This window comes from Actinomyces oris (assembly GCF_001553935.1).
Taxonomy (GTDB): domain Bacteria; phylum Actinomycetota; class Actinomycetes; order Actinomycetales; family Actinomycetaceae; genus Actinomyces; species Actinomyces oris_A.
In genome coordinates, this window is sequence record NZ_CP014232.1 from 676,053 (window position 1) to 699,749 (window position 23,697).

A 23,697-nucleotide genomic window follows, 5' to 3' on the forward strand; every position below is an offset into this window, starting at 1 on the left:
GGGCGCGGGGCTCAGCAGGACTCAGCTGCGCTCACGAACGACGGCGCCGGAGACGTCGGCCTCCTCCAGGCGCACCATGCGCGACCCGGTCACCAGGCGGTGCCCCAGCCAGATGGCCCCGAAGACCGGTAGGCCGATGTAGGAGGAGAGCACCTCCACCAGCTGGCCCTTGAAGACCGCCTCGTAGTTCTGGCCCAGGATCACCAGGGCGCACAGGGTGAAGGCCAGGACCGGTCCCAGCGGGAACCAGGGCGCCTGGTAGGGCAGGTCGGCCGGGTCATTGCCCTGGAGCACGTAGGCGCGCCGGAAGCGGAAGTGGCACGCGGCGATCCCCAGCCACACGATGAACCCGCACAGGGCCGAGACGTTGACCAACCACGCGTAGGCGGTGTTCTGTCCCACCACGGCGGTCAGGAAGCCGGCCGCCCCCACCAGCGCCGTCGCCCCCAGGGCACGCACCGGGACCCCGTGACGGTTGACGTAGGAGAACCAGGCCGGCGCCTGCCCCTGCAGGGCCATCGAGTGGAGCATGCGGGTCGAGGCGTACAGGCCGGAGTTTCCGGCGCTGAGTACCGCGGTGAGGATGACGGCGTTCATGAGGGCCGCCGCGATCCCGATCCCCGCCCGTTCGAAGACCAGGGTGAAGGGCGAGTAGGCCACGTCCTCGGTCTCGGTGTGCAGCAGTCGGCTGTCGTTGAAGGCGATGAGGAAGCCGATGACCGTGATCGCCCCGATGTAGAAGATCATGATCCGCCAGAACACCGTGTGGATCGCCTTGGGCACGTCCCGGCGCGGGTTGCGGGCCTCACCGGCCGCCACGCCCACCAGCTCGGTGCCCTGGAAGGAGAATCCGGCCACCATGAACACCGACACGATCGCCAGCATCCCGCCGTGGAAGGGCGCGTCCTTGACGACCCAGTTGCTGAAGCCCGGGGACGTCCCGCCGATGATGCCGGCGATCATGGCCAGCCCCGCCACGAGGAAGACGATGACCGTGACCACCTTGATGGCCGACAGCCAGAACTCGCCCTCACCGAAGGCGCGGGCCGACAGGGCGTTGAGCGTTGTCAGCAGTGCTAGGAACAGTGCCGCCCAGATCCATGAGGGCACCCCCGGCAGCCAGTAGCCCATGACGATTCCGGCGGCCACCAGCTCGGCCGCCACCGTGATCGCCCAGTTGAACCAGTAGTTCCAGCCCATGGCAAACCCGAAGGACGGACTGACGAACCGGGTGGCGTAGGTCTGGAAGGAGCCGGCCACCGGCATGTGCGCCGTCATCTCGCCCAGAGACTGCATGAGCAGCAGCACCATGAGGCCGATCGCCGCGTAGGCCACCAGGGCACCGCCCGGGCCGGCCGTGGAGACCGTGGCGCCTGAGGCCACGAACAGCCCCGTGCCGATGGCGCCGCCGATGGCGATCATCTGCATGTGCCTGTTGGTCAGGCTCCGGTGCAGCCCGCCGTCCTCCTCGAGGGCCTCATTGGAGACCTGCCCGGAGGCGCTGGAGACCCCCGAGCCCACGGGGTCTGCGGAGGTCACAGGGTCAGCACTGTCGGAGCTGCCGGCGCCGTCGGTAGCGGGCCGCCCGCCCGACGCGGCGGGGGCAGGGCCACTGGGGGCCGACTCGTCATGGGAATGTGTCACCCGACTGAGGGTAATCGTCAGGTGTGCAACCCGGCGTTCACCTTCGGCCTGTCTCACGCAGTCGGGCGTGTGCTGACGCTCACGGCCGGCCCTGTGGCCGGGGCGGAAGGGGTGGGCGGCGCGGCCTCAGCAGGTGTGGTTGGCGGCCGGCTCGCGGCGTTTGTGGGCCGAGGCGGCCCCCTGAGCCGCCATGAGGTCGGCGCGCAGGTTCTTGGGCAGGGAGAAGGAGATCTTCTCCGTGGTGGTGCGCACCTCCTCGACGTCGTCGAAGCCGAACTCGGCCAGGCGCTCGACCACCTCGCGCACCAGGATCTCCGGCACCGAGGCGCCCGAGGTCAGGCCGACCGTCTCGACGCCGTCGAACCAGGACGGGTCGATCTCGCTGGCGAAGTCCACCCGGTGGGCGGCGCCCGCACCGGCCTCGAGGGCCACCTCCTTGAGGCGCACCGAGTTCGAGGAGTTGCCGGAGCCGACCACGATCATGAGGTCCACCCTCGGGGCGATCTTCTTGACCGCGGCCTGACGGTTCTGGGTGGCGTAGCAGATGTCCTCGCCGGGCGGGTCGATCATTTCCGGGAAGCGCTCGCGCAGCAGGCGCACCGTCTCCATGGTCTCATCGACGCTCAGGGTGGTCTGGCTGATCCACACGACCTTGGAGGGGTCACGCACCTCGACCTGGTCCACCTCGTGGGGGCCGTTGACGACCTGGATGTGGTCGGGGGCCTCGCCCTGGGTGCCCTCGACCTCCTCGTGGCCGGTATGGCCCACGAGGATGATGTCGTAGTCCTTGTCCGCGAAGCGCACCGCCTGCTTGTGCACCTTGGTCACCAGCGGGCAGGTCGCGTCAATCGTGTCCAGCCGGCGCTCGGCGGCCTCGGCGTGGACGGCCGGGGAGACGCCGTGGGCGGAGAAGACGACGCGGGCGCCCACCGGCACCTCGTCGGTCTCGGAGACGAAGATGGCGCCGCGCTTGGAGAGGGCCTCCACGACGTACTTGTTGTGGACGATCTCCTTGCGCACGTAGATCGGCGCCCCGTAGTGGGCCAGGGCCTGCTCGACGGCGTCGACGGCGCGGTCCACGCCGGCGCAGTAGCCGCGCGGGGCGGCCATGAGGATCCGCTTGCCGCCCTTGGTAGAGGGGGATGCGGCGTCGGTGTGCTCGCTGGCGAGCTCGCTGGTCGTCACGGTCACCACTGTGCCACAGTGGGACCCAGGTCCCCAGTGGTGGACGTGGCACAGTGGTGCATGTGACAGGCCAGAGCCCCTCCCAGCCCAGCCCGCAGCCCTCCCCCGGTGCCGGCCGCGTGTCCGGCCCCCACGCGGGCGGCGGCCCCGGCAACTCCGGCAGCCCCGACGGCCCCCGGGAGCTGGCGCCGCGAGCGAACCTCACCACCGCGGAGAACCCGTGGCCGCTGCGGCTGCTGTCGTCCAAGATCGACCAGTACGTGGCCCGCATGAGCCAGGTGTGGGTGGAGGGGCAGGTCATTCAGCTCAACCGCCGCCCCGGCGCCGGCATGGCCTTCCTCACCCTGCGGGACACGGACGCCGATATCTCCATGTCGGTGTCCATCTACGCCCGGGTTCTCGACGCCGTCCTGGCCCGCACCGGCGCCGAGCTCGGCGAGGGCGCCCGCGTGGTGGTGCGCGCCAAGCCCACCTTCTGGGCCAAGCGGGGCTCACTCCAGCTGCAGGCCGACGACATCCGGCCCGTCGGCGTCGGCGACCTGCTGGCCCGCATCGAGCAGCTGCGCCGCATCCTGGCCGCCGAGGGCCTGTTCGACGCCGAGCGTAAGCGGCCCCTGCCCTTCCTGCCGCGCAAGGTGGGCCTCGTGTGCGGCCGCCAGGCCAAGGCCAAGGACGACGTGCTCGTCAACGCCCGCCTGCGCTGGCCCGGCCTGCCCTTCGAGGTGCGGGAGGTCGCCGTCCAGGGGGCGCGCGCCGTCGGCGAGGTCACCCGGGCCGTCCAGGAGCTCGACTCCGACGCACTGATCGACGTCATCGTCGTGGCCCGCGGGGGCGGCGCCGTCGAGGACCTGCTGCCCTTCTCCGACGAGGGGCTCGTGCGCGCCGCGGCCGCCTGCCGCACGCCGCTGGTCTCGGCGATCGGCCACGAGACCGACTGCCCCCTACTGGACCTGGTGGCCGACTACCGGGCCTCCACCCCCACCGACGCCGCCCGCCGGATCGTCCCCGACCTCGCCCAGGAGACCGTGGGCCTGGACTCGGCCCGCGAGCGCCTGCGCAGCGTGCTCGCCTCGCGGCTGGACGCCGAGCAGGCGGCCCTGGACCAGCTGCGGGCCCGGCCGGTCATGGCTGACCCCACCTTGATCGTGCGCGACCGGGTGAGCGAGCTGGGGCAGGCCCGCGACAGGATGCGCCGGGCCGTGGAGCATCGCCTGTCGTTGGCGGCCGCGGACCTGCGCGCCGATCGCGCCCGGCTGACGGCCCTGTCGCCGCAGGGGGTCCTGGACCGCGGCTACACGATTCTGCGCACTCCCGGCGGCAAGGTCATCACCAGCGCCGAGGACGTCAAGAAGGGCGACCTCATCGAGGGGGTTCTGGCCCACGGGCGGCTCGTCGCCCAGGTCGTCGGCGCCACCAAGCCCCGGCCCGCCGATATCGGCTGAGCGGCGGCTAAGTGCCGGCTGCACTTCGGGCACCGCGCCGATACAAGCGCTAGTCAATCGCGCCTGGATCGCGCGCATCGGGCAGACCCAGGCAGTGAAGCTCACTGAGGCCGGCCGCGGGGCACTGGCGCAGGCAAGTGTGGCAGACCTGCTGACGCGCCTCGATGAAACGGCCTCCAACGACGCAGCAGGGTAGCGGTCTGACGCGTCGGTCTGGGCACTCTCGCGCCGAGGACATCACCTGGGCCCGCCTTGTCCACTCCGCCCCCGGGCCGGTCCGTGCGAGAATCGGGGCGTGAGCTCCGAGATGAACCCCGGCCCGTACTCCGACCAGTACCCAGACGAGTACTCACCCCAGAGCAGCCCCTACTCGGCGCCCTCAGGATCGTCAGGGTCTTCAGCGTCGTCTGCCTCTGCCGCAGGCGGGGCGTCCGCCGCCAATGAAGACGTCGCCTCGCTCAGCTATGAGCGGGCCCGCGAGGAGCTGGTGGCCGTCGTACAGCGTCTTGAGGCGGGCTCCGTCCCTTTGGAGGACTCCCTGGCGCTGTGGGAGCGCGGCGAGGCCCTGGCCCAGCGCTGTCAGACCTGGCTCGATGAGGCCCGTGCCCGCCTGGCCGCGGTCGCACAGGAGGACCCTGAGGACTGACGCAACCTGGGGCTGACCGGGCATGACCCGCCGGGCCAGCAGTTCCAGGCCGGGCACGTGCCCGCACGCGCAACGAATCGACCGTCTTAGCAACGTGGCCGTTTGTCCGGGCGCCTGGCATGCGCCCGCCTGCGCGGCGGACTGACCGAGTTACCCGGGCCCCTCTGGCGGTGGCGCCCCCATCGAGGGCCGCTGGGAACCAGGGCAGGAGCCCGGAAGGAGCCGTGGATGTCCAAATCGGACACAAAGGCTTGGGTCGCACTCATCCGGTCGAAACACAACCGCATGATTCCAAGGTTTTCATTCATGCGGCCTGTGCGCTGAAAGCCCTTTGTATCCGATTTGGACATTCTTGGGCGAGACGAGCCCTGTAGGCGGCGCCGGATCGGTAGTCTGTGGGCATTCGCCCCCGGCTGCGCGCATCGACCAGCGCGCCGGCCACTTCCGGGCGGTGTGGCGCCGCCGCGTTCCTCATCCGCCCGAGTCCCCTCACCGCCTCTTGTCATCTCCCGGTCCACCACTCCGGTCAGCTCTCCACCCCTCGCACGTCTCAGCTCACTACCACCGGACCCCGGTCTCGCACAAAGGAGTCACCCATGACCGCACCCGGCCGCCCAGGATCCGCTCTCGTCATCGGCGAGGCCCTGGTTGATGTCGTCATCCACCCCGGGCAGGAGCCCGTGGACATCCCCGGCGGCTCGCCTGCCAACGTCGCCCTGGGGCTGGCGCGCCTGGGCCGCGACGCCGAGCTGCACTGCTGGATCGGCACCGACGAGCGTGGTCAGGCGGTGCGCTCCCACCTGGAGGCCTCCGGGGTCCGTCTGGCCCCGGGTGCCGACGGCGCGGCGCGCACCTCCACGGCGCAGGCCACCATCGGCGAGGACCGCGCCGCCAGCTACGTCTTCGACCTGGACTGGAACCCGCCGCGCCCGACGCTGCCCGACGGGCAGGCGCCGCTGCTGGTGCACACCGGCTCGATCGCCGCGATCCTGGCGCCCGGCGCCGCCACAGTGGAGCGGGTGCTGCGCGAGACCCGCGCCACCTCCACCATTGCCTACGACCCCAATGCCCGGCCTCAGCTCATGGGTGATCCCGAGGACGCCCGTGAGGTCGTCGAGCGCCTAGTGGGCCTGTCGGACCTGGTCAAGTGCTCGGACGAGGACATCGCCTGGCTCTACGGCGAAGGCGCGGACCTGGAGACGGTGCTGCGCTCCTGGCTGGAGAAGGGCGCGGCCGTTGTGGTCGTCACGCGCGGCAAGCAGGGCGCCCTGGCCCTGTCCGCCTCGGGGGTGCGCCTGGAGGTACCCGCCGACCCGAACGTCGTGGTGGCGGACACGGTAGGCGCCGGCGACTCCTTCATGGGCGGCCTGGAGGACGCGCTGTGGAGCGAGGACCTCGTGGGCGCGGACCGGCGCGAGGCGCTGCGCGCGGTGGACGCCGCGACCCTGGAGCGGATCGTGCGCCACGCCGCGGCCATCGCCGACATCACGGTCTCGCGGGCGGGGGCCAACCCGCCCACTCGCGACGAACTGCCCTGAGGGGCCCGCCGCGAGGAGTTCGTTGGGCAGTCCGCGCGTTCGTCTCCTGAAGCCCCCGAACGCGCGGCCTCAGGCACGACTGCGCGGGTGAGGGAGGCGCCGACGCTGGGCAGTGCGACCGCGCGGGCTCAGTGCAGGAGCGCGGCGGCCAGCAGGACCACGGGCACGAATCCGGCCGTCGTCAGCAGGACGGCATCCCGGGCTAGGTCCTTGGCCGCCCCGTAGCGCGAGGCGTACATGAAGACGTTCTGCGCCGTGGGCAGGGCGGCGGTGACGACCGGGGCGAGCAGCTGGCCTCCGCTGAGTCCCGCCGCCAGTCCGACGACGACGGCCAGCCCCGGCATGACGGCGAGCTTCCAGCCCACCGCCAGCCACAAGTCCCTGCGCCGGCCCGCGCCGCGCTGGGACGTCGACCTCGCCCCGTGCGCCGGCTCTTCCTCCACCCGGGGTGGTCGGCCTCCCGCGGTGTTGATCTCGTGCGCCTCCGATCCGGCCTCCGCCGCCAGCGGCTCCTGACTCTGGCGGGCAGACTGGGGCGACTGCACCGTCCGGGCCGGCGAGCCCTGTAGGGACGGGGCGGCCTCCTCCGGCACGAAGTTGCGCAGGGGCCGGGGCGCCCCGGCCAGGCTCATCCCCAGAGCCAGCATCATGAGCGGCACCGCGACGCGCCCGAGCATCTCCAGGCCCTGGGCCGGATAGCCGCCTCCCCACTCCTTGAGGTCCACCCCTCCCAGGTTCGCCGCGGTCCCGGCCACGACTCCCCACAGCAGCGGGTTGCGCAGCGGAACGGTCAGGGTCGCCAGGCGAGACGGGTTGCCGCGGCGGGTGACGGCGTCGAGCACGGTGAAGGTGGCCGGGGTGAGCACGAGGAGCTGGAGCAGAAGGATCGGGGCGATCGTGGCCGCATCCCCCAGGACGAGGACGGCCACCGGGATCCCCAGGTTCGCGGCATTGACGTAGCCGGAGGCGAGCGCACCGATGGTGGCCTCGGCGGTGGGGCGGCGCAGCACGAGGCGGTGGAGGCACCAGGCCGAGACGATGGCCGTGAGCTCGGCGGCCACGGCCACTGCGGTGGAGCGGGAGAGGACCGCCGTCAGGTCGGCGCGGCTCAGCGTGGTCACGAGGAGGGCCGGGGTGGCGGCGAAGAAGCAGACGCGGGTGAGGACCCCGTCGGCGTCAGCGGGCACGGCGCGGGTGCGCACCAGCAGCCAACCGATGGCGATGACCGCACCGAAGACCGCCAGTCCCGCCACCACATCGGCCATCACCGCCACCTCTCATCGACCGGACGGGTCGCAGGCCCGGTCTCGCGTTCGTAGGGTAGTCCGCGCGGTCGTACCCTCTACCCCTCGAACGCGCGACCTAAGGTACGACCTCGCGGGCAGGGCTGCGACGGGGCCCGACAACGACGAAGCCGGCAGTACGACTTCGCCGGTGCTGGGCCTTGGCGGGCGCCCCTCAGCCGACCGGCTCGAGATCCACCCAGGTGCCGACGTGGTCGGAGATGATGAAGGAGCTCGTGCCCCACTCCACGGCGCGCAGCAGCGGGCTCCCGCCGGCCGCGGCGGCCTCATCGCTCAGCGGCAGGCCGTCGGGGCCGGTGGGCCACAGGTCGGTCAGCACGTGGTCGATGCGCCGCTTGGGGCCGGCTGCCGGGAAGGTGAGCCCCTCCCCCACGGTCCGTCCCAGCCCCAGGACGTCGACCTGCTCGGCGGAGAGGTTGTAGTCGCCCACGAGCAGGTGCGGCCCGGGCAGCCCGGCGAGCGCCCCCCAGGCGGCGGCGAGCTGGCGCGCTGCCATGGACTCGCGGGTCGCCAGGTGGGTGGAGGCGACCGACAGCTGGCGGATCGGCCCGCCAGCGCCTTCGGGCACCTCGAGGGTGGCGGCCACCATGATGCGCTGGGAGGCGGTGGACACGTGGTAGGAGCGCGGGTCCCAGGCCCGCTCGCCGCGCTTCTCCACGCTGGAGGCCCCGCGCCCCAGGCGCTTGACGTGCCAGCCCGAGGCCGGGAAGCGCGACAGGAGGGCGTTGCCGTAGCCGATCGGCCCGGCCCCGACGGCGGCGCGCAGCGGCCCCAGGACGTCATCGGTCGGCGAGCTCAGCGCGGTGCGCAGGGGCCGACGGCGCAGCCCCACCACCGGCCCGGCGTAGCTGGCGGAGAAGCGGCAGGTCGGCATGCCCAGCTCCTCGGCGAGGAAGGCCGCCTGGTGGAGGCGCCCGGAGCGGGCCTGGCCCAGGTCCACCTCCTGGAGGGCGATGATGTCGGGGGCCAGCTCGGCGATCTGCTCGGCCGTGGCCCGCATGACGGTGCGGGCGGTGGCGGGGTCGGAGATGTCGGCGCCGGCCAGCGAGCCGGTGGAGGCGCTGCCGTCACCGGCCCCCGCGCCGGGCAGACCGTGCTGCAGGTTGAGGCTCAGGACCCGGATCATGCTTGCTCCTCCTCGAAGGTCAGGCTCACGGAGTTCATACAGTAGCGCTGGCCGGTGGGGGTCTGGGGGGCGTCGTCGAAGACGTGTCCCAGGTGGCTGTGGCAGGTGGCGCAGCGGACCTCGGTGCGCACCATGCCGTGGGAGGTGTCGGTGCTCAGGGTGACCGCCTCGGAGTCGGAGGGGTCGTAGAAGGAGGGCCAGCCGCAGTGGGAGTCGAACTTGGTGGTGGAGCGGAACAGCTCGGCGCCGCAGCCGCGGCAGCGGTAGACGCCCTCGCGATGCTCGTCGAGCAGGGCGCCGGTGAAAGGACGCTCGGTGCCGGCCTCGCGCAGCACGTGGTACTCCATGGGGCTCAGGGCGGCGCGCCACTGGGCGTCGGTGCGCGCGGCGGCCTCCAGGTCGAGGATCGGGCCGGAGGGCTCGGAGGTGGGCGTCACGGAGGGGTCGCTGCTGGCGTTGGTACTCATGGGCTCATCGTCACCCGCCCGACGGCGCCGGGCGAGATGCGTTCACGCAGCGAAAACTCACCCATCCGCCGGGGCGTCGGCCACGTAGCGGCTCGGCTCACCTGGGTCCCAGTCCCCCGCGCCGGGCGCGGTGCAGCAGGGAGCGCCCCATGGCCCGCCCCAGGGTGACGGCCCGCCGGGCCCCCAGCCCGTGGGCGGCGCTCTCCCCCTCGGCCTGCGTGGTCGCGGCGCCATCGCCTCCGTTGTCTGGAGCGGCCGTGGTGGCGCCGGCGGGGCCGGCCTTCTGCTTGGCGACGATCTGCTCGGCGGCGCGGGCCACCTCCTCGGGGCCGAGGTCCTGGGTGACCTCGACCTGCTCGACCTCCACTCGCGTGCGCGGCAGGGCGTAGGGGGCCTCCCGCTGGAGCCAGGTGACCAGCTCCTCACGCACGTAGGACTTGAGGGCGCCGACGTCGCCGGGGTCGTTCCCGGTCAGGACGATGCGCACGGTGACGTGGCCGCCGACGGCGTCGAAGACCTCGAGTGATGCCTGGCGCCCGTCCCAGACCGACGAGGCGGCCACGAGGCGGGCCAGCTCAGCGCGCAGTGAGGCGATGGGCACGCGCCAGTCCAGGTCGAGGGTGAAGTAGCCGGTGGCCTGGGAGCCTCCACGCGTCCAGTTGGCGAAGGGGTTCTCGGTGAAGTGGGTCGAGGGCAGGATGAGGCGCCGGTCGTCCCAGGTGCGCATGACCACGTAGGTCAGGGTGATCTCCTCGATGGTGCCCTGCTCGTTATCGACGACGACGACGTCATCCACGCGGATGGCGTCGGTGGTGGCCAGCTGGAGTCCGGCGAAGACGTTGCCGAGCATGGAGCGGGCGGCCATACCGGCGATGACGGAGGCCAGACCGGCTGAGGCGAGCAGCGAGCCCATGGCGAACTGGACGCTGGGGAAGGTCATGATGGCGCTGACGAGCCCGGCGATGACGATGATGACCTGGGCGACGCGCCGCAGGATCTGGCTCTGGGTGGTCACCCGGTTGGCGCGCCCCTGGTCCCCGCCGGCCTGCGCCCCTTTGACGACGGTGGACTCGATGGCCTTGGCGAAGGCGACGACGAGCCAGGTCACCGAGAAGATGAGGGCGATGGTGACCCCGCGCTCGATGACGACCATCGTCGTGGAGTCGCTCTTGGTGTGCCGCAGCGCGGTCAGGGCGAGCTGGGTACCCAGGAAGGCCCCGGTCATGGCGCCGACGGCGACGATCGGCCGGCGTCCGAAATCCACGATCTCGCGGTACAGGAGGCGCCGCCTGCCCATGAACGTCAGGATCGCCACCACCACGAAGGCGATGACCAGGCCGATGACGACTCCCACGCCGGCCTGCCAGGCGATGGCGACCAGGTCGTTGGTCGTCTTGGTCACCGCCTTGACGGTCTCATCGACGTTGACTTCGGGCACACCCGTGGGAGTGGGCGTGGTCGAGGCACTCGCGCTGGGATCTGCGCTGGGGGTCGCGGGAGGGGTGGTGACTGCGACGAGCATGAAGCCACCTTAAGCAGCCCGGCTGTGCCTGGGCTGTGACGTATGGCCGCCAGCCGGAGCCACACCACAGAACTCCGCTTGACGTACTACGTGTGCCGTAGTACGTTAGATGCACACAAGGACCTCAGGGCCCCATCATCACGAACCAAGGAAGGAGGGTTCACATGATTAGCGCAGACGCCATTCGCGGCTACATCGACCTCATCGTCCTGTCCCTGCTCAAGCGACAGCCGTCCTACGCCTACGATCTGGCCAAGACCATCACCGAGGTCTCCGACGGCGAGTACACCATCAAGCAGACCACGCTTTACACGGCCCTCAAGCGCCTGGAGTCCACCGGCCTGGCGGCCTCCTACTCGGGAGTGTCCGACTCCGGCAAGTCCCGCACCTACTACCGCCTCACCTCCGAAGGCACCACCCACCTGACCGCCAAGGTCGCCGAGTGGGAGGACACCAAGACCCTCGTCGACCGCTTCGCGAAAGGATCCCACTGATGGACACCATCGAGACCTTCCTCGACAACATGTTCGCCCCCTACCCCGCCACACCTCGCCTGATCGAGGCCCGCTCCGAGCTGCGCGCCATGATGGAGGACGCCTACAACGACGCCATTGCCCAGGGCAAGACCCACAATGAGGCGGTGGGGCAGGTCATCACTGACTTCGGCAACCTTCACGAGCTGGCCCCGGTCCTGGGGATTGCTCAGGACATCCGGCCCGGCGGTGCCCCGCAGACGGCTCCCGCGGGCGCCCCGACGACATTCGCCCCCAATCGTCCCACCACCCCCGCCCCTGTCGGCCAGCCGTCCTCCTGGCAGGGCGAGCAGGACGATGACGATCCCTTCACCAACCTCGTGGCCGGGATCTACTGGCCGGCCGCAGTGGTCATCTACCTGCTGTGGAGCTTCATCTTCGACGCCTGGGACATCTCCTGGATCCTCTGGCCGGTGGCCGCCGTCGCCTTCGCCATCTTCGCCACCGTGCGCCGCTACCAGCGCGATCGCCGGTGAATCCCTTCGCCCCACCCCGGGGCTCTCCTGGGCACGAGCGAAGGCCCGGAACCTTGTGGGTTCCGGGCCTTTCGCAGTGGCTCCGACCGGCGTCGATCCGGTGACCTTTCGATTTTCAGTCGAACGCTCTACCAACTGAGCTACAGAGCCGTGGGATGGAATCGGCCCGACCATTTCTGATCGGACCGACCGTTCCGCGACCTCGACGGGACTTGAACCCGCGACCTCCGCCGTGACAGGGCGGCGCGCTAACCAACTGCGCCACGAGGCCAGTGTGAATTCACTGTGTTATTCACTTGTGCGAATCCGTACCCCCAACGGGATTCGAACCCGTGCTACCGCCGTGAAAGGGCGGGGTCCTAGGCCGCTAGACGATGGGGGCCAGGGGCCTTCGACGTCGTCGCGCCTCGAACCGGGATGAACACTAAGGGGACAGTCTTCCGCAGCGCAAATCCCAGGAGCGTGACCCTCCTCACCGCTCGGTTTTCGGCGGGATTCCGGCCCGCGAGGGCTCCCGGGGCGGAGCCGGGCGGTCTGGCAGGCTGAGATCGTGAGCCACGAGCACCACCAGGAGCCGGACCGCACACGGGAACCGCGGCCGGGCAGAATGTCGCAGCAGGAGTTCGAGGACGTCGTCGGTGACGCCCTCGACCGGATCCCCGCCGACCTGGCCGAGGTGATGGACAACGTCGTCGTCCTCGTTCAGGACGAGCCCGATCCGGAGATGCTCTCCGAGGAGGACTATGACGAGGCCGGCCTGCCCACGCTCCTGGGGCTGTACGACGGCGTCCCCCTGACCGAGCGCGACGAGGGCTGGTCCATGGTGCTGCCCGACCGCATCCTCATCTTCCGCGGCCCCTTGGAGCGCTGGTGCACCAGCCGCGAGGAGCTGGAGGAGGAGATCACCGTGACCGTCATTCATGAGGTCGCCCACCACTTCGGCATCCCCGACGAGCGCCTCCACGAGCTGGGCTGGGAGTAGCGCCGCGAACAGTGCGCGAGCAGACCGTCAGGGTCATGGCCTCGCACGCACCCAGGGACCTGCCTTAGTGTGGCCAGCATGAACGACCGTTATCGGCCTGACACTTCCGACGCCGGCGAGCCCCTCGCCCCCGGCGCCACCGGCCAGTCCTCGCCGCATCACGTGAGTCGGAGGCCAGTGCTCCTGGCGGCCTTCCTGGGCGCCGGATCCCTGGCGGGATGCTCCCTCATCCCCGGATCCTCATCGGCCAGTTCCTCCTCCCCCAGCGCGCGGCCGACGACTCCAAAGCCGGCTGCATCGAGCGCCACCCCCTCGCCCACCGCGGCTGCGAGCGGGACGCCGTCGGCCACCGCGACGGCCACCACCGGGGCGCTGGCAGGCTGGAGCCTGGAGGAGAAGGTCGGCCAGCTCATGATGGTCGGGGTGGACGCCCAGGCCCCCACGCAGGCCTCCGCCCAGGCCGTCGAGACCCACCACGTCGGCAACATCTTCATCGCCGGGCGCACCACGGCGGGCAGCCAGGCGACCCAGAAGGTCATCTCCTCCTTCACCTCCAAGGTCGGCCCGGCCACGACCCACGCCACCCCGATGCTCGTGGCCACCGACCAGGAGGGCGGCGAGGTCCAGGTCCTGTCCGGCTCGGGCTTCTCCGACATCCCCTCAGCGCTGGACCAGTCGGCCCAGCCGCGCGACCAGCTGGTGGCCTCGGCACGCACCTGGGGCAGGGAGCTGGCCGACGCCGGGGTCAACATGAACCTGGCCCCGGTGGTCGACCTGGTCGACATCTCCCGGCCGACCTCCAACGAGCCCATCGGCCGCTGGGGGCGCGAGTACGGACACGACGCCGCCACGGTCTCCTCCCAGGCCGGCGCCTTCGCCGAGGGGATGCGGGCCTCGAAGGTCATCCCCACCTACAAGCACTTCCCGGGACTGGGGCGGGTGAAGGACAACACGGACACCTCCGCGGGCGTCGTCGACTCCGCCACGAACCGCCTGCCCGACGCCGCCGTCGGCGTCTTCGCCAATGCCATCGCCGCCGGTGCGCAGGCCATCATGGTCTCCTCGGCGACGTACTCGCTCATCGACTCCTCGGCGCCTGCGGTCTTCTCCTCGAAGATCGTCACCGACATGCTGCGCAGGGAGATGGGCTTCTCCGGGGTGGTCATCACCGACGACGTCTCGGCCGCCGTCCAGGTGCAGGAGGTGGGTGCGGGCGATCGAGCGGTGCGGGCGATCCGGGCCGGCTGCGACCTCGTGCTGGCCTCGGCGGACCCGACGGTGGTCGCGGACATGGTCAAGGCCCTCATCGCCACCGCCCAGTCCGATCCGGCCTTCGCGGCGCGGGTGGACGAGTCGGCCACGCGGGTGCTGAACCTGAAGAAGAGCCTGCAGTCCTGAAGCGCACCGATAGGAGCATCGGCAAGCGCATCGGCCCGCCTGAGCCAGTGGCTCAGGCGGGCCGCTCACATTCTCAGGCGAGCCGACTCGCGTCTCAGCGGGTCTTGGTGGTGCCCTGCGATGTTCCGTTGGACTCGATGCGCTTGGCCAGGCAGTGGTCGGAGTCGTAGCCCTGGGCGTCGCACCAGGCGTTGGCCTGGTCGGCGTCGTCGTAGAGCTCGCCGGACAGCGTCACCCACCAGCCGCCGACGTCGTAGACCGGCCACTGGCTGGTGTCGATGATGACGGCCTTCGGATTGGCCTGCCGAGTTTTGAGGAACTCCGCAAGAATCGAGCGGTTGGTCCAGGTCTGCCCCTCGGCCACCAGGCCGACCTGCTTGGAGGACAGCTGCGGGGTCCACTTGCCTCGCATGCTGTTCATGACGATGGGGTAGTCGTGCTTGACCTGCCACCCGATGGCGTCTCCGGCGGCCTGCTCGTCCTGGGCCTCCTGGTTGGCGTTGGAGCTCGCGGAGGAGGCGATGGTCATCGCGGAGTTCGTCGAGCTCTTCGAGGTGACGCTCGATGAGGAGCCGCGGTCGAAGGAGGGCCGGACCGTCAGGCCCTTGAGGTCGAGGTCCTTGGCGGTGCGGAAGTAGTGCTGCTCGCCGAAGCGCAGCGTCACGGTCCGCCCGCCGTTGGGGATGATGAGCGGTTCGCTGGAGAGGTCGAAGGTTCCCGAGGCGACAAGGGAGTCAACGTCAGCACCGCCGGTGGGGCTAGTGGAGCTGTAGACGAGGACCTGGTTGGACGATCCGGCCAGGAAGTCTCCCTCGGCGCAGGAGGTCGTCATGTTGCCGTGGACCTTGAGCTCACCCTGACCGTCCTCCACTGAGGTGATCGTGAAGGTCGGCATGCTGGAGCAGGCCTTGACCGCGCCCGAGGGCAGGGCCGCGGCGGTCGAGGTGGCCGCGGCGTCGGCCTGGCCCTTCTGCTTGCCGTCCTCACCCCCGTTGCTGTCGGCCTTGTCCTGGGAGGTGTCCCCACTCTTGTCCTTGTTGGCGAAATAGCTGCCGGCCCATAGGCCGCCTCCGCCGACGATGACGAGCAGGAGGACCACGATGATCGCGATCAGGCGCCCGCTACTGGACTTCGACGGCTGCTTCTGCTGGGGAGGCGGCATCTGGGCCATCATCTGGGGCCCGAACATGTCCAGCTCCACGGCCGGCTGAGCGGCGGAGAAGCCCGACGGCGCCCCGCTGGGGGTCTCGGCCCAGGCGGCGATGTCCTCGGCCGACGGCGGCGGGGGCACGGGGAAGGCCACCGACTCGGCCGAGCCCGCGGCGGGAGCAGCCGAGCCCGCTGTCCAGCCGGAGGTCACGGCCGCGGACTGGACTGAAGCCGTGACGTCAGTCGTGTCGGCCGAGTCGACCTCCTGCCACTGCGATACGGGGGCGAGGACGGTAGGGGCGTTGCTGTCGGAGTCCGCAGCCTCGGCCGCGTCGGAATCCTCGGCAGGCTCGTCACTCTCAGCGCCCTCGGTGGGCTCCTCTGCGCCCGGTTCATCGTCGGTCTCGCCAGAGTCATCGTTGACCGCAGCGTCCTCGACGTCATCCTCAGCCTCGTCATCAGGCTCGGCGGTCACCAACTCCTGAGCCTCGTCGGCGGCGCCCTCCGCGTCCTCCGCGGCCTCATCAGCTGACCCGCCGGCGACGGAGCCCGCCTCCTCGTCATCCGACTCGTCAGGTCCCGGCATCTCAGCCGGCTCAGCCACCTCGGCTCCATCGGCGGTCTCCTCCGCATCGGAGTCGACGGCGTCCTCAGCCGCAGGCTCCACGGACTCTGCATCGCCGTCCTCGGCCGGATCGGCCGACTCCATCTGCGCCGGCTCCTCCTGCACGACATGGGGCTCGACAGCGGGCTCATCAACCGCAGACCCCGCAGCACCGGCAGCATCAGCCGCCGCGTCGTCGGTCAGGTAGCCGCGCGCCCGAAGGTTGGCCAGGACCTCGACGTTCCCGGTGCTGGCCAACCAGCCGAGCAGGTCCGCATAGGCTGCCGGGTTGGTGGACAGTGGCCCCCACAGGTCAGGCCGACTCTGCGCGATCGCAGCCTGCAGCGCCTGGTCAGTTGTCTGGGCAGCCACGTTCGCATCGGCCTGATGCGCCGCCATCATGAGCTGAACAGAGTCCATACAGAGTCCTTCCCCGGCGAAGCGTGGACGCGATGGTCCCACGACGGGCCTTTCAAGCAGTCGGCGACAAGCGTAGCCCCGAATCTACCAGGAAGAAAACGACCGCATTCCGGGCGACCCTCACTTAGCCACCAACGGAGGGGCGACAACGTCAGCGCGAACGTCCATGGTTACCTCTTCCCTCAGACTGAGGGGGATGAGGATTCGCCTTCGGACGATTCACTCTCGATGTGCGAGGCGCGCCTTCCCCTTGAGTCCTCACCTTCCTGGCGGAGTCCCTTGACGGAGAGTTTCGAGTTGGCCTCACACCAAGACGACGCAAGGCGCCGGTGATATCTTCGGAAGTCAGCACTCCCCCTTCTCCTGTGGGCTCAACAGAAATACTGCCCTCCACGCCGGAAACTCGCACCATGACAGTCGGATGTGACTGCTCAGACCCACCTACCGCCCCTTTGAGGACCTGGTTGACCCGCTCGAGTCCAGAACTGCCGGGAGGCGTGACCCCAAGGTCTGGCGAAGTAGTTTCAGGCGCGACCCGCATTTCCGGCGCTCCCTGGGAGAGAATTTCGGAGTGCCCCGAGCGATCAATGTGCTCGACGATTGTCGGGATCAGGGGGTTCCGATGAGCAACGAAAAGATTGACTTCCTCAAGGCCCTGGCTCTGACAAGCAAGCCGGTGAGTTGAATATGCGTTCTTCACGCATCGTGAGATCTCGCCGCCGTCCTGCCCTATCTCGAAGCAGGACAGCACCGCGTCCGGTGGAGTATACCGGGCACCAGCATTACCCTGGGAACGAGGAATCTCCCATCGCATTCTAGCACCCTCGAGGCATAGTTCAGATGGGGTATCCACAGCCACGATGGAAACCTGCCGGTATCCGGCTCCTTCAAGTTCACGAACCAGCGTGGGACCTTGACCGACTGTGGGGCTCTCCATCCATCTCAGTGTCCCTTCGACCTTGATGTCAACCTGCGTCTCAATCAGGTCTCTGCGCACCCCGTCTGCAAGAGCGGTGGACAGCGGATGAACCAAAGTGGATAGCTCACCCCGCTGCAACTGCCTCCCATCCTCGAGGACATCCGGGGCAGCGACAGCGATGAGGTGATCCCAGTGTTCTTTCGCTCCGGCCAACAATGCCGGATCCACGTCGATTCCTTCGACTGGGAACCCCAGAAGGAGCTGTTTGATGTCATCGGCATCTACAGTGATGAAGTTGGATTCGTCGACCCCCAGCTCAGCACTTCGCTCCGACCCTAGCGCTTCATGGACAGACTCTACTCCACGGCTTTTTCCCGCACCCGGGGGGCCTGCCATCACGATAGCCCTGCCGCCACGCACCCCTTCAGCCTGCGCACGTTGCATGTAGGCGTCACTGATTGATTTTCCGAGGTAGTTCCACAGAGAGCCTTCTTCTTGAACTCTCGCCAATGTGTGGTCGCGGGCAAGCTGCTGAACAAGACTCTCAACCGACTCCCCGACCCTCGTCATCAGCGCCGACTCTGAGGGATCACCCTGCAATGATGTATTCAGACGACCCTCAGAAGACATCGGTCCGCCTCGGCATCTCATCGGTGATCGACTTCAGCTCACCGAACTCCTCGCGGGAAATGTAGGAGTTATTTCGCAGCCATATCACATCATCCCAGTCACCGTAGTCGATAGCATCAACGACCAGACGACTGAATGTGTAGGGCCATGAGCGTAATCGCTCCATCATCTCTTGATCGCTGATTTGCCCTGCCGCGCGACGCCATCCCAGTTCCTTCGGAGTGACCGGACAGGCGGTCCCCTCCGTATTCATGCGCTCACGGACGGCTTTCACGTTCCCAACATGGACGTCCTGAAGCGCAGCAATACGCTCATCATCCCAGCCGTCACGAATAAGACTCTCAGTTGCGCGCCTGCTATCAATTCTGGACAGATGCACAAGTGCGTCTTCTCGTAACTTCTCTGGAGTTGGCTCTGGTGGGGGAGTCCACCCTGCAGGAGGTCCCGGAACGGGGACCTCAACATCATTTATTTTCCTACCCTCATTCCTCATGGATTTTCACTCCCTCAGGGACGATAGATTTGTTGCATCCCTAGGCTATCCCCTTCACCTACACAACCACCATGGCAGTACTACCCATTCTCCGTACTGAGAATGTCGGGAGATCGACGTTCCCCTCAGCTCCGGAGGGGCGGGGTTATCGGCGTGGGTGGTGGGTGCGGGTGGGTGGTTGGGTGGGTTGGCGTTGCTGGTTGTGCTGGCGGAGTTTGTCGAGCTTGGAGGAGATGCCGGCTAGGGCGGCGTCTCGTTGGGAGTCGCCAGTGGGGGCCATGCGGGCCTTGATCGGGTCCTGGGACGCCGCGCGTGCGCCAGAGGCGGTGGCACCGGCCGAGCGCGACGCCGACCGGGACGCGGAGCCGGGCGTTGTCCTGGGCGTGGTGTTGGTGCCGCGCCCACCAGCACCAGACACACCAGAACCCCGACCAGACTCCCGGCCGGCCCCCTGCCCGGGAGCAGGCCGACGCGAGCCACCGCCGCTCACAACCCACCCCCAAAACCACCGGAACCAGCAGGGCCACCAGAACCACCAGGACCATCCTGGTTGTCGGGGTCGCCGACGGTATCGGGGGCGCTTGGGCCATCGGACGTGCCTGTGCTGTTGGGGATGGCTCCTTGGTCGATGAGGAACTGGGTGGCCGCCCCGCCCCAGGCAGCCATGAGATCGACCCCCAGGTACCTGGGCGTGGACTGCGCCAACCCCACCAGATAGGGCACAGCCTTCTGCACACTCAACCGATCCCCACTGACCTGACCACCAAAGCTCAACGGCGGCACAAACCCGAACACCTCGTCAGCCCCAGGCACCCCCAGACGCTCAATCCCCTCCACAGCCAAAGGCCGACCCGTCACCTCATCGTCATACAGATCCTCAAGCGGCAGGACGAACACCATGCAACCAGCGCGTTCGACCAGGACCGGGTCAGCCATATCCTCCGCCTCGTTGGAGTTCGGTCTGATCGTTCCGTCGATGACGTCGACCTTCAATGCGGGCCCGGAGATCTCCCCCCACAGACGCATGTACCCCAGGGCGGTGCGTGTCAGGCAGTGCCAGCGCTGGGGCGGGAACGGCAGCTCGATGCCCTCCAGCCAGGCGTCCACCACCGGCGCCCACTCAACAGGATCCGTGATCCACGACCTCCCCTGCCCAAAGCCATCAAATCCGAAACGCCTCCAGATATACAGAACCGACTCAGGAAACACACCCCCAAACCACTCAAAGTACTCCTCCGGCACCACACGCCCCACACCCAAGGGAGGCATGTCATGGTAGCCCAGCAGCCCTTCCTGGATCTGCTGCTCAATCCACTCCGGACCCCACTCAAGATTCTCATCCCTCACAAACCCCATAACCCGCACAGTAACACCCACCACACCCCCACACCCCACAAACAAACATCCCCTTTTCCACCCTTTTCGCATGACCGTCTGCCACGGGGACGCACATGGCATCTCTCAGGGACCTCCCCGACCCCGGGTCAGGGTGGCCCGACCACACGCTCAGGGGACGGTCATCCGCCAGGAGGATTCACCCATCCCATACCACTGCCAGACTGAAGCTATGAGTAGTTCCACCCCCGTCGCCGCATCCTCCGTCCTCACACCTCACCATCCGGTGGATGACCCCGTGGTCTCCGCACGCAACCTCACCAAGGTCTACGGCCGCGGATCGGGCGCTGTCACAGCGCTCGACTCCGTCAACGTCGACATCGCCCGCGCCCGCTTCACCGCCATCATGGGGCCATCCGGCTCCGGCAAGTCCACGCTCATGCACTGCCTGGCCGGCCTGGACTCGATCACCTCCGGGGAGATCATGCTCGACGGCGACATGGTCTCCTCCATGAGTCAGCGCCGCCTCACCCGCCTACGCCGCGAGCGCATCGGCTTCATCTTCCAGTCCTTCAACCTGGTCCCCACCCTCACGGCGGCGGAGAACATCACCCTGCCCCTGGATATCGCCCGCAAGAAGGTCAACCCGCAGCGCTTCGACCAGGTGATCGACGCCGTCGGCCTCAGGGAGCGCCTGTCCCACCGGCCGGCCGAGCTCTCCGGCGGCCAGGTCCAGCGCGTGGCCTGCGCCCGGGCGCTCGTGGGTGAGCCGGCGGTTGTCTTCGCCGATGAGCCCACCGGGAACCTGGACTCCGTCTCCACCGACCAGGTCCTGGAGATCCTGCGCCGCAGCGTCGACGACCTGGGGCAGTCGGTGGTCATGGTGACCCACGAGCCGGAGGCGGCCGCCTGGGCCGACACCGTCATCTTCCTGCGCGACGGACACGTCGTCGCCCAGCTGGACGAGCCCGACCGCGACCGGGTCCTGGACGCCCTGCGTGAGCTGAGCGAGACCGAGCCCGCCCCCGCAGCCGCCGCCCCGTTCACCGGCTCGGCCGTCGAGGGGGCTTGAGCCGTGAGACGAGTCGCCTGGCGCTCCGTGCGCGCCCACGCCAAACAGTTCTTCCTGACCACCTTCGCCGTCATGCTCGGGGTGGCGTTCCTGTCGGGCACGCTCGCCCTGCGTGCCTCCCTGTCGGAGACCTTCTCCAAGCTGGTCTCCTCCACCGCCACCTCGGACCTGTATGTCCAGGGCCCCAAGATCGCTGCCGACGGCGACGACAGCTCATCGAAGTCCGTACCCACCCAGCCCATCGACAGCTCCCTGACCGAGCAGATCAAGCAGATCGACGGCGTCGAGGCCGCCAATCCCGGCGTCCAGATGCTCGGGGTCCTCGTGGGTGCCAACGACGCCCCGGTGACCACCACCGGCGCCCCCACGCTCTTCATACCGCTGTATGACAACGAGAAGGGCCTGACCTGGGTCCAGGGTCACAAGCCTCAAGGGGCCGGTGAGATCACCCTGGAGTCCGGCGCCCTGAAGAACTCCGGCCTCAAGGTCGGGGACAAGACACACATCGTGGTGCAGGGCTCGCCCACCGAGGTCACCGTGGTCGGCGAGTTCCACTACGAGTCCTCCATGGCCAGCGCGACGGTCGTGGGCGTGGATCCGAACTGGCTCATGCCCATCGCCGCCCCGGACGGGAAGGTGACGACCATCGCCGTCGACGTCGCCCAGGGCTCCTCGGTGAACACCGTCAAGTCCGAGATCACCAAGGTCATTCCCGACGGCGCCCGGGTCCAGCCCCGCGCCGAGGTCATCAAGGAGCAGAACCAGACCATTGAGAAGCAGCTGGGCTTCGTTCAGGTCTTCCTGCTGGTCTTCGTCGTCGTCGCGATGTTCGTGGGCTCCTTCATCATCATGAACTCCTTCGCGATGAGCGTGCGTCAGCGGGTCAAGGAGTTCGCCCTCCTGCGGGCGGTCGGGGCCTCGCCGGGCTCGGTGTTCGGCGTGGTGTTCCTGCAGGCGGTCGTCATCGGCGTCGTCGGCTCCACCCTGGGCGTGGCCGCGGGAGCGGGGCTGCTGGCCGGGTTGTCCGCGCTGCTCGACGCCGCCGGCATGCCGCTGCTGGAGGGCACGGGCCTGAGCGGGACGATCATCGCGATCTCGCTGGCGGTGGGACTGGCCGTCACCGTCGTCGGCGCTCTGCTGCCGGCTCGGGAGGCGGCCCTGACCCACCCGGTCGAGGCCATGCGCGGCGTGTCGGGCTCCCGGGAGAAGTCCCTGGTGCTGCGCACGATCCTGGGCGGGCTGCTGCTGGCGGCCGGCGCGGCCGCGATCGCCGCCGCGTGGGTGAACGCGGACCTGACGCAGCGCGGCCTCATCATGGGGCTGGGCGCGGGCGGCACCGTCCTGGGACTGCTCATCGTCTCCCCGACCCTGGCCCGCCCAGTCGTAGCGGTGCTGGGACTACCCTTCCGACTGCTGCGGCCCGCCGGGCGCCTGGCAGTGCGCAACATCGTCCACAACCCGCGCCGCACGGCCAACACCTCCGGCGCCCTCATGGTAGGTATGGCCCTGGTGTGCGCCGGCGCCACGCTGGCCGCCTCCTTCCAGTCCTCGACCTCCGACGAGATCAACAAGTCCCTCAAGGCCGACCTCGTGGTCCAGCCGGCCACCATCGGCAGCCTGGCCACCCGGCTCTCGGCCGACAAGGCCAAGGAGATCGCCGCCATCGACGGGGTCAAGGAGACCTCCTCCTACTCCATCTACGCCGACTCCGTCACCAAGCCCGACGGCAGCCAGAACGCCACCGCCACCGTCATCGTCGTCGATCCCGCCACCTACCCCAAGGCCTACGACGTCTCCGCGAGCGCCGGGTCGATGAAGGATCTGGACGCCACCCACGTGGCCGCGAAGAAGGACGAGGGCCTCAAGCTCGGGGACAAGGTCTCCGTCACCGGCCCCACCGGGTCGGTTGAGGCCACGGTCAGCGCCGTCGTCGACCCGAAGGGAACCGGCGGGAACTACTACATCGCCCCCGAGCTGGCGGCCGCGGTGGGCTCCTGGAACTCCCCGGGCACCAGCACGGACCCGGCCCACGTCCTGGACTCGCCGCAAGGCATGCTCCTGACCCTCAAGGAGGGCACCGACCTCGACACGGTGCGGGGCAAGGCCCGTGACATCGTGGCTGACACCTACCAGTACGCGGTGCGCGACGCCGGCGAGATCTCCGACCAGGTCGGCCAGCAGATCAACCGGATGCTCGCCGTCCTCTACGGCCTGCTGGGGCTGAGCATCGCCATCGCCATCCTGGGCATCGTCAACACCCTGGTGCTCTCGGTCTCGGAGCGCACCCGGGAGATCGGGCTCATGCGCGCCGTCGGCCTGGGCAAGGCCCAGCTGTCCGGGGAGATCATCACCGAGTCGGTCCTCACCTCCCTGTACGGCACCGTGCTGGGCGGGGCGACCGGGGTGGTCCTGGCCGCCGCCCTCAAGGAGGTCCTGGAGGATCAGGGGCTGACGAGCCTCAGCATCCCCTGGGGCCAGATGGTGGGCATGCTCGTGCTCTCCGTGGTGGTCGGCGTCATCGCGGCCCTGTGGCCGGCGCTGCGCGCCTCCCGGATTCCCGTCCTGGACGCCATCGCCACCGAGTAAGCGGCGTTCGCCGAGTAAGCCGAGCAAGCCCGGCGCCCCGGCCGACCCCCGCGACGGGGGCGGGCCGGGGCGCCGGCACGTTTGCGCGGCCCGTCCGACAGCTGCCCGAGTCGCGCTCGGCGTGTATTCCCGCGCCCGGTATCTTCCTTGTCACCGCCTCTGCCTCTGCCGCGCCGGCTTCCCCTCCGATAGCCTCAAGCGATCATGCCCGAATCGTCCTCCCGGT

19 protein-coding genes and 3 tRNA genes are annotated in these 23,697 nt (G+C 69.1%); 9 read left to right on the top strand and 13 right to left on the bottom strand.

The annotated features are described in order from the left end of the window. Positions 1–21: 21 nt before the first annotated feature. Positions 22–1,644 (bottom strand): amino acid permease, encoded by a 1,623-nt coding sequence (locus AXE84_RS02910; protein WP_150116237.1) that lies wholly within the window; start codon positions 1,642–1,644, stop codon positions 22–24. A gap of 126 nt (positions 1,645–1,770) precedes the next feature. Then, the gene (locus AXE84_RS02915) at positions 1,771–2,838 is read right to left on the bottom strand and encodes a 4-hydroxy-3-methylbut-2-enyl diphosphate reductase (protein ID WP_081093037.1); all 1,068 of its coding nucleotides are present in this window, start codon (positions 2,836–2,838) and stop codon (positions 1,771–1,773) included. Between the two features lie 44 nt (positions 2,839–2,882). Between AXE84_RS02915 and xseA the strand changes: the two genes are divergently transcribed. The 3 genes from xseA (at position 2,883) to AXE84_RS02930 (ending at position 6,455) form a co-directional block, all read left to right on the top strand. Beyond that, the gene (gene xseA, locus AXE84_RS02920; RefSeq protein WP_060956772.1) at positions 2,883–4,271 is read left to right on the top strand and encodes an exodeoxyribonuclease VII large subunit; all 1,389 of its coding nucleotides are present in this window, start codon (positions 2,883–2,885) and stop codon (positions 4,269–4,271) included. Between the two features lie 295 nt (positions 4,272–4,566). Then, positions 4,567–4,917: an exodeoxyribonuclease VII small subunit gene (locus tag AXE84_RS12435; protein WP_236750116.1), complete on the top strand. Its 351-nt coding sequence runs from the start codon at positions 4,567–4,569 to the stop codon at positions 4,915–4,917. 596 nt (positions 4,918–5,513) lie between these two features. Further along, positions 5,514–6,455, top strand: a complete 942-nt coding sequence (locus tag AXE84_RS02930; protein ID WP_060956773.1) for a carbohydrate kinase family protein — start codon at positions 5,514–5,516, stop codon at positions 6,453–6,455. Positions 6,456–6,583: 128 nt separating this feature from the next. On the opposite strand, the gene AXE84_RS02935 is transcribed toward AXE84_RS02930, so the two are convergent. The 4 genes from AXE84_RS02935 to AXE84_RS02950 all read right to left on the bottom strand — a co-directional run bounded on the left by AXE84_RS02935 (position 6,584) and on the right by AXE84_RS02950 (position 10,874). Further along, a complete protein-coding gene (locus AXE84_RS02935) occupies positions 6,584–7,720 on the bottom strand; it encodes an AEC family transporter (protein WP_060956774.1) in 1,137 nt (378 codons plus the stop codon). A gap of 193 nt (positions 7,721–7,913) precedes the next feature. Continuing rightward, positions 7,914–8,885 (bottom strand): endonuclease/exonuclease/phosphatase family protein, encoded by a 972-nt coding sequence (locus AXE84_RS02940; RefSeq protein WP_060956775.1) that lies wholly within the window; start codon positions 8,883–8,885, stop codon positions 7,914–7,916. Then, entirely contained in the window at positions 8,882–9,352 is a 471-nt protein-coding gene (msrB, locus tag AXE84_RS02945; RefSeq protein WP_060956776.1) for a peptide-methionine (R)-S-oxide reductase MsrB, read from the bottom strand. Before msrB ends, AXE84_RS02940 begins: the two co-directional genes overlap by 4 nt. A gap of 97 nt (positions 9,353–9,449) precedes the next feature. Beyond that, on the bottom strand, positions 9,450–10,874 hold the full coding sequence (locus tag AXE84_RS02950; RefSeq protein WP_060956777.1) for a mechanosensitive ion channel family protein: 1,425 nt from the start codon (positions 10,872–10,874) through the stop codon (positions 9,450–9,452). Between the two features lie 164 nt (positions 10,875–11,038). Here AXE84_RS02950 and AXE84_RS02955 point away from each other — a divergent pair, with 164 nt between their 5' ends. Further along, positions 11,039–11,368 carry a PadR family transcriptional regulator gene (locus AXE84_RS02955; RefSeq protein WP_010614388.1) on the top strand — a complete coding sequence of 110 codons (330 nt, stop codon included), beginning with the start codon at positions 11,039–11,041 and terminating at the stop codon, positions 11,366–11,368. Continuing rightward, a complete protein-coding gene (locus AXE84_RS02960) occupies positions 11,368–11,883 on the top strand; it encodes a permease prefix domain 1-containing protein (protein ID WP_060956778.1) in 516 nt (171 codons plus the stop codon). The genes AXE84_RS02955 and AXE84_RS02960 overlap by 1 nt, the downstream gene beginning before the upstream one ends. 77 nt (positions 11,884–11,960) lie before the next feature. On the opposite strand, the gene AXE84_RS02965 is transcribed toward AXE84_RS02960, so the two are convergent. From AXE84_RS02965 to AXE84_RS02975, 3 genes are all read right to left on the bottom strand, one after another. Next, positions 11,961–12,033, bottom strand: a tRNA-Phe gene (locus tag AXE84_RS02965). A 47-nt stretch (positions 12,034–12,080) separates the two neighbouring features. Continuing rightward, positions 12,081–12,154 (bottom strand) — tRNA-Asp (locus AXE84_RS02970). 38 nt (positions 12,155–12,192) lie between these two features. Further along, a tRNA-Glu gene (locus AXE84_RS02975) sits at positions 12,193–12,265 on the bottom strand. A gap of 168 nt (positions 12,266–12,433) precedes the next feature. Here AXE84_RS02975 and AXE84_RS02980 point away from each other — a divergent pair. Both AXE84_RS02980 and AXE84_RS02985 read left to right on the top strand, forming a co-directional pair. Beyond that, positions 12,434–12,865, top strand: coding sequence for a metallopeptidase family protein (locus tag AXE84_RS02980; RefSeq protein WP_060956779.1), 432 nt, complete (start codon positions 12,434–12,436; stop codon positions 12,863–12,865). Positions 12,866–12,934: 69 nt separating this feature from the next. Continuing rightward, positions 12,935–14,263 carry a glycoside hydrolase family 3 N-terminal domain-containing protein gene (locus AXE84_RS02985; protein ID WP_081093039.1) on the top strand — a complete coding sequence of 443 codons (1,329 nt, stop codon included), beginning with the start codon at positions 12,935–12,937 and terminating at the stop codon, positions 14,261–14,263. A gap of 94 nt (positions 14,264–14,357) precedes the next feature. Here AXE84_RS02985 and AXE84_RS02990 read toward each other — a convergent pair whose 3' ends face one another. The 4 genes from AXE84_RS02990 to AXE84_RS03005 form a co-directional block, all read right to left on the bottom strand. Beyond that, on the bottom strand, positions 14,358–16,436 hold the full coding sequence (locus AXE84_RS02990; RefSeq protein ID WP_060956781.1) for a hypothetical protein: 2,079 nt from the start codon (positions 16,434–16,436) through the stop codon (positions 14,358–14,360). A gap of 151 nt (positions 16,437–16,587) precedes the next feature. Beyond that, a complete protein-coding gene (locus tag AXE84_RS13495; protein WP_150116238.1) occupies positions 16,588–18,006 on the bottom strand; it encodes a zeta toxin family protein in 1,419 nt (472 codons plus the stop codon). Beyond that, entirely contained in the window at positions 17,975–18,364 is a 390-nt protein-coding gene (locus AXE84_RS02995) for a hypothetical protein (RefSeq protein ID WP_150116239.1), read from the bottom strand. The genes AXE84_RS13495 and AXE84_RS02995 overlap by 32 nt, the downstream gene beginning before the upstream one ends. 600 nt (positions 18,365–18,964) lie before the next feature. After that, on the bottom strand, positions 18,965–19,834 hold the full coding sequence (locus tag AXE84_RS03005) for a GAD-like domain-containing protein (protein ID WP_060956784.1): 870 nt from the start codon (positions 19,832–19,834) through the stop codon (positions 18,965–18,967). A gap of 211 nt (positions 19,835–20,045) precedes the next feature. Between AXE84_RS03005 and AXE84_RS03010 the strand changes: the two genes are divergently transcribed. Together AXE84_RS03010 and AXE84_RS03015 are read left to right on the top strand one after the other, a co-directional pair. Next, positions 20,046–20,885, top strand: coding sequence for an ABC transporter ATP-binding protein (locus AXE84_RS03010; protein ID WP_050783215.1), 840 nt, complete (start codon positions 20,046–20,048; stop codon positions 20,883–20,885). Between the two features lie 3 nt (positions 20,886–20,888). After that, entirely contained in the window at positions 20,889–23,471 is a 2,583-nt protein-coding gene (locus AXE84_RS03015) for an ABC transporter permease (RefSeq protein ID WP_060956785.1), read from the top strand. The last annotated feature ends 226 nt before the right edge of the window (positions 23,472–23,697 follow it).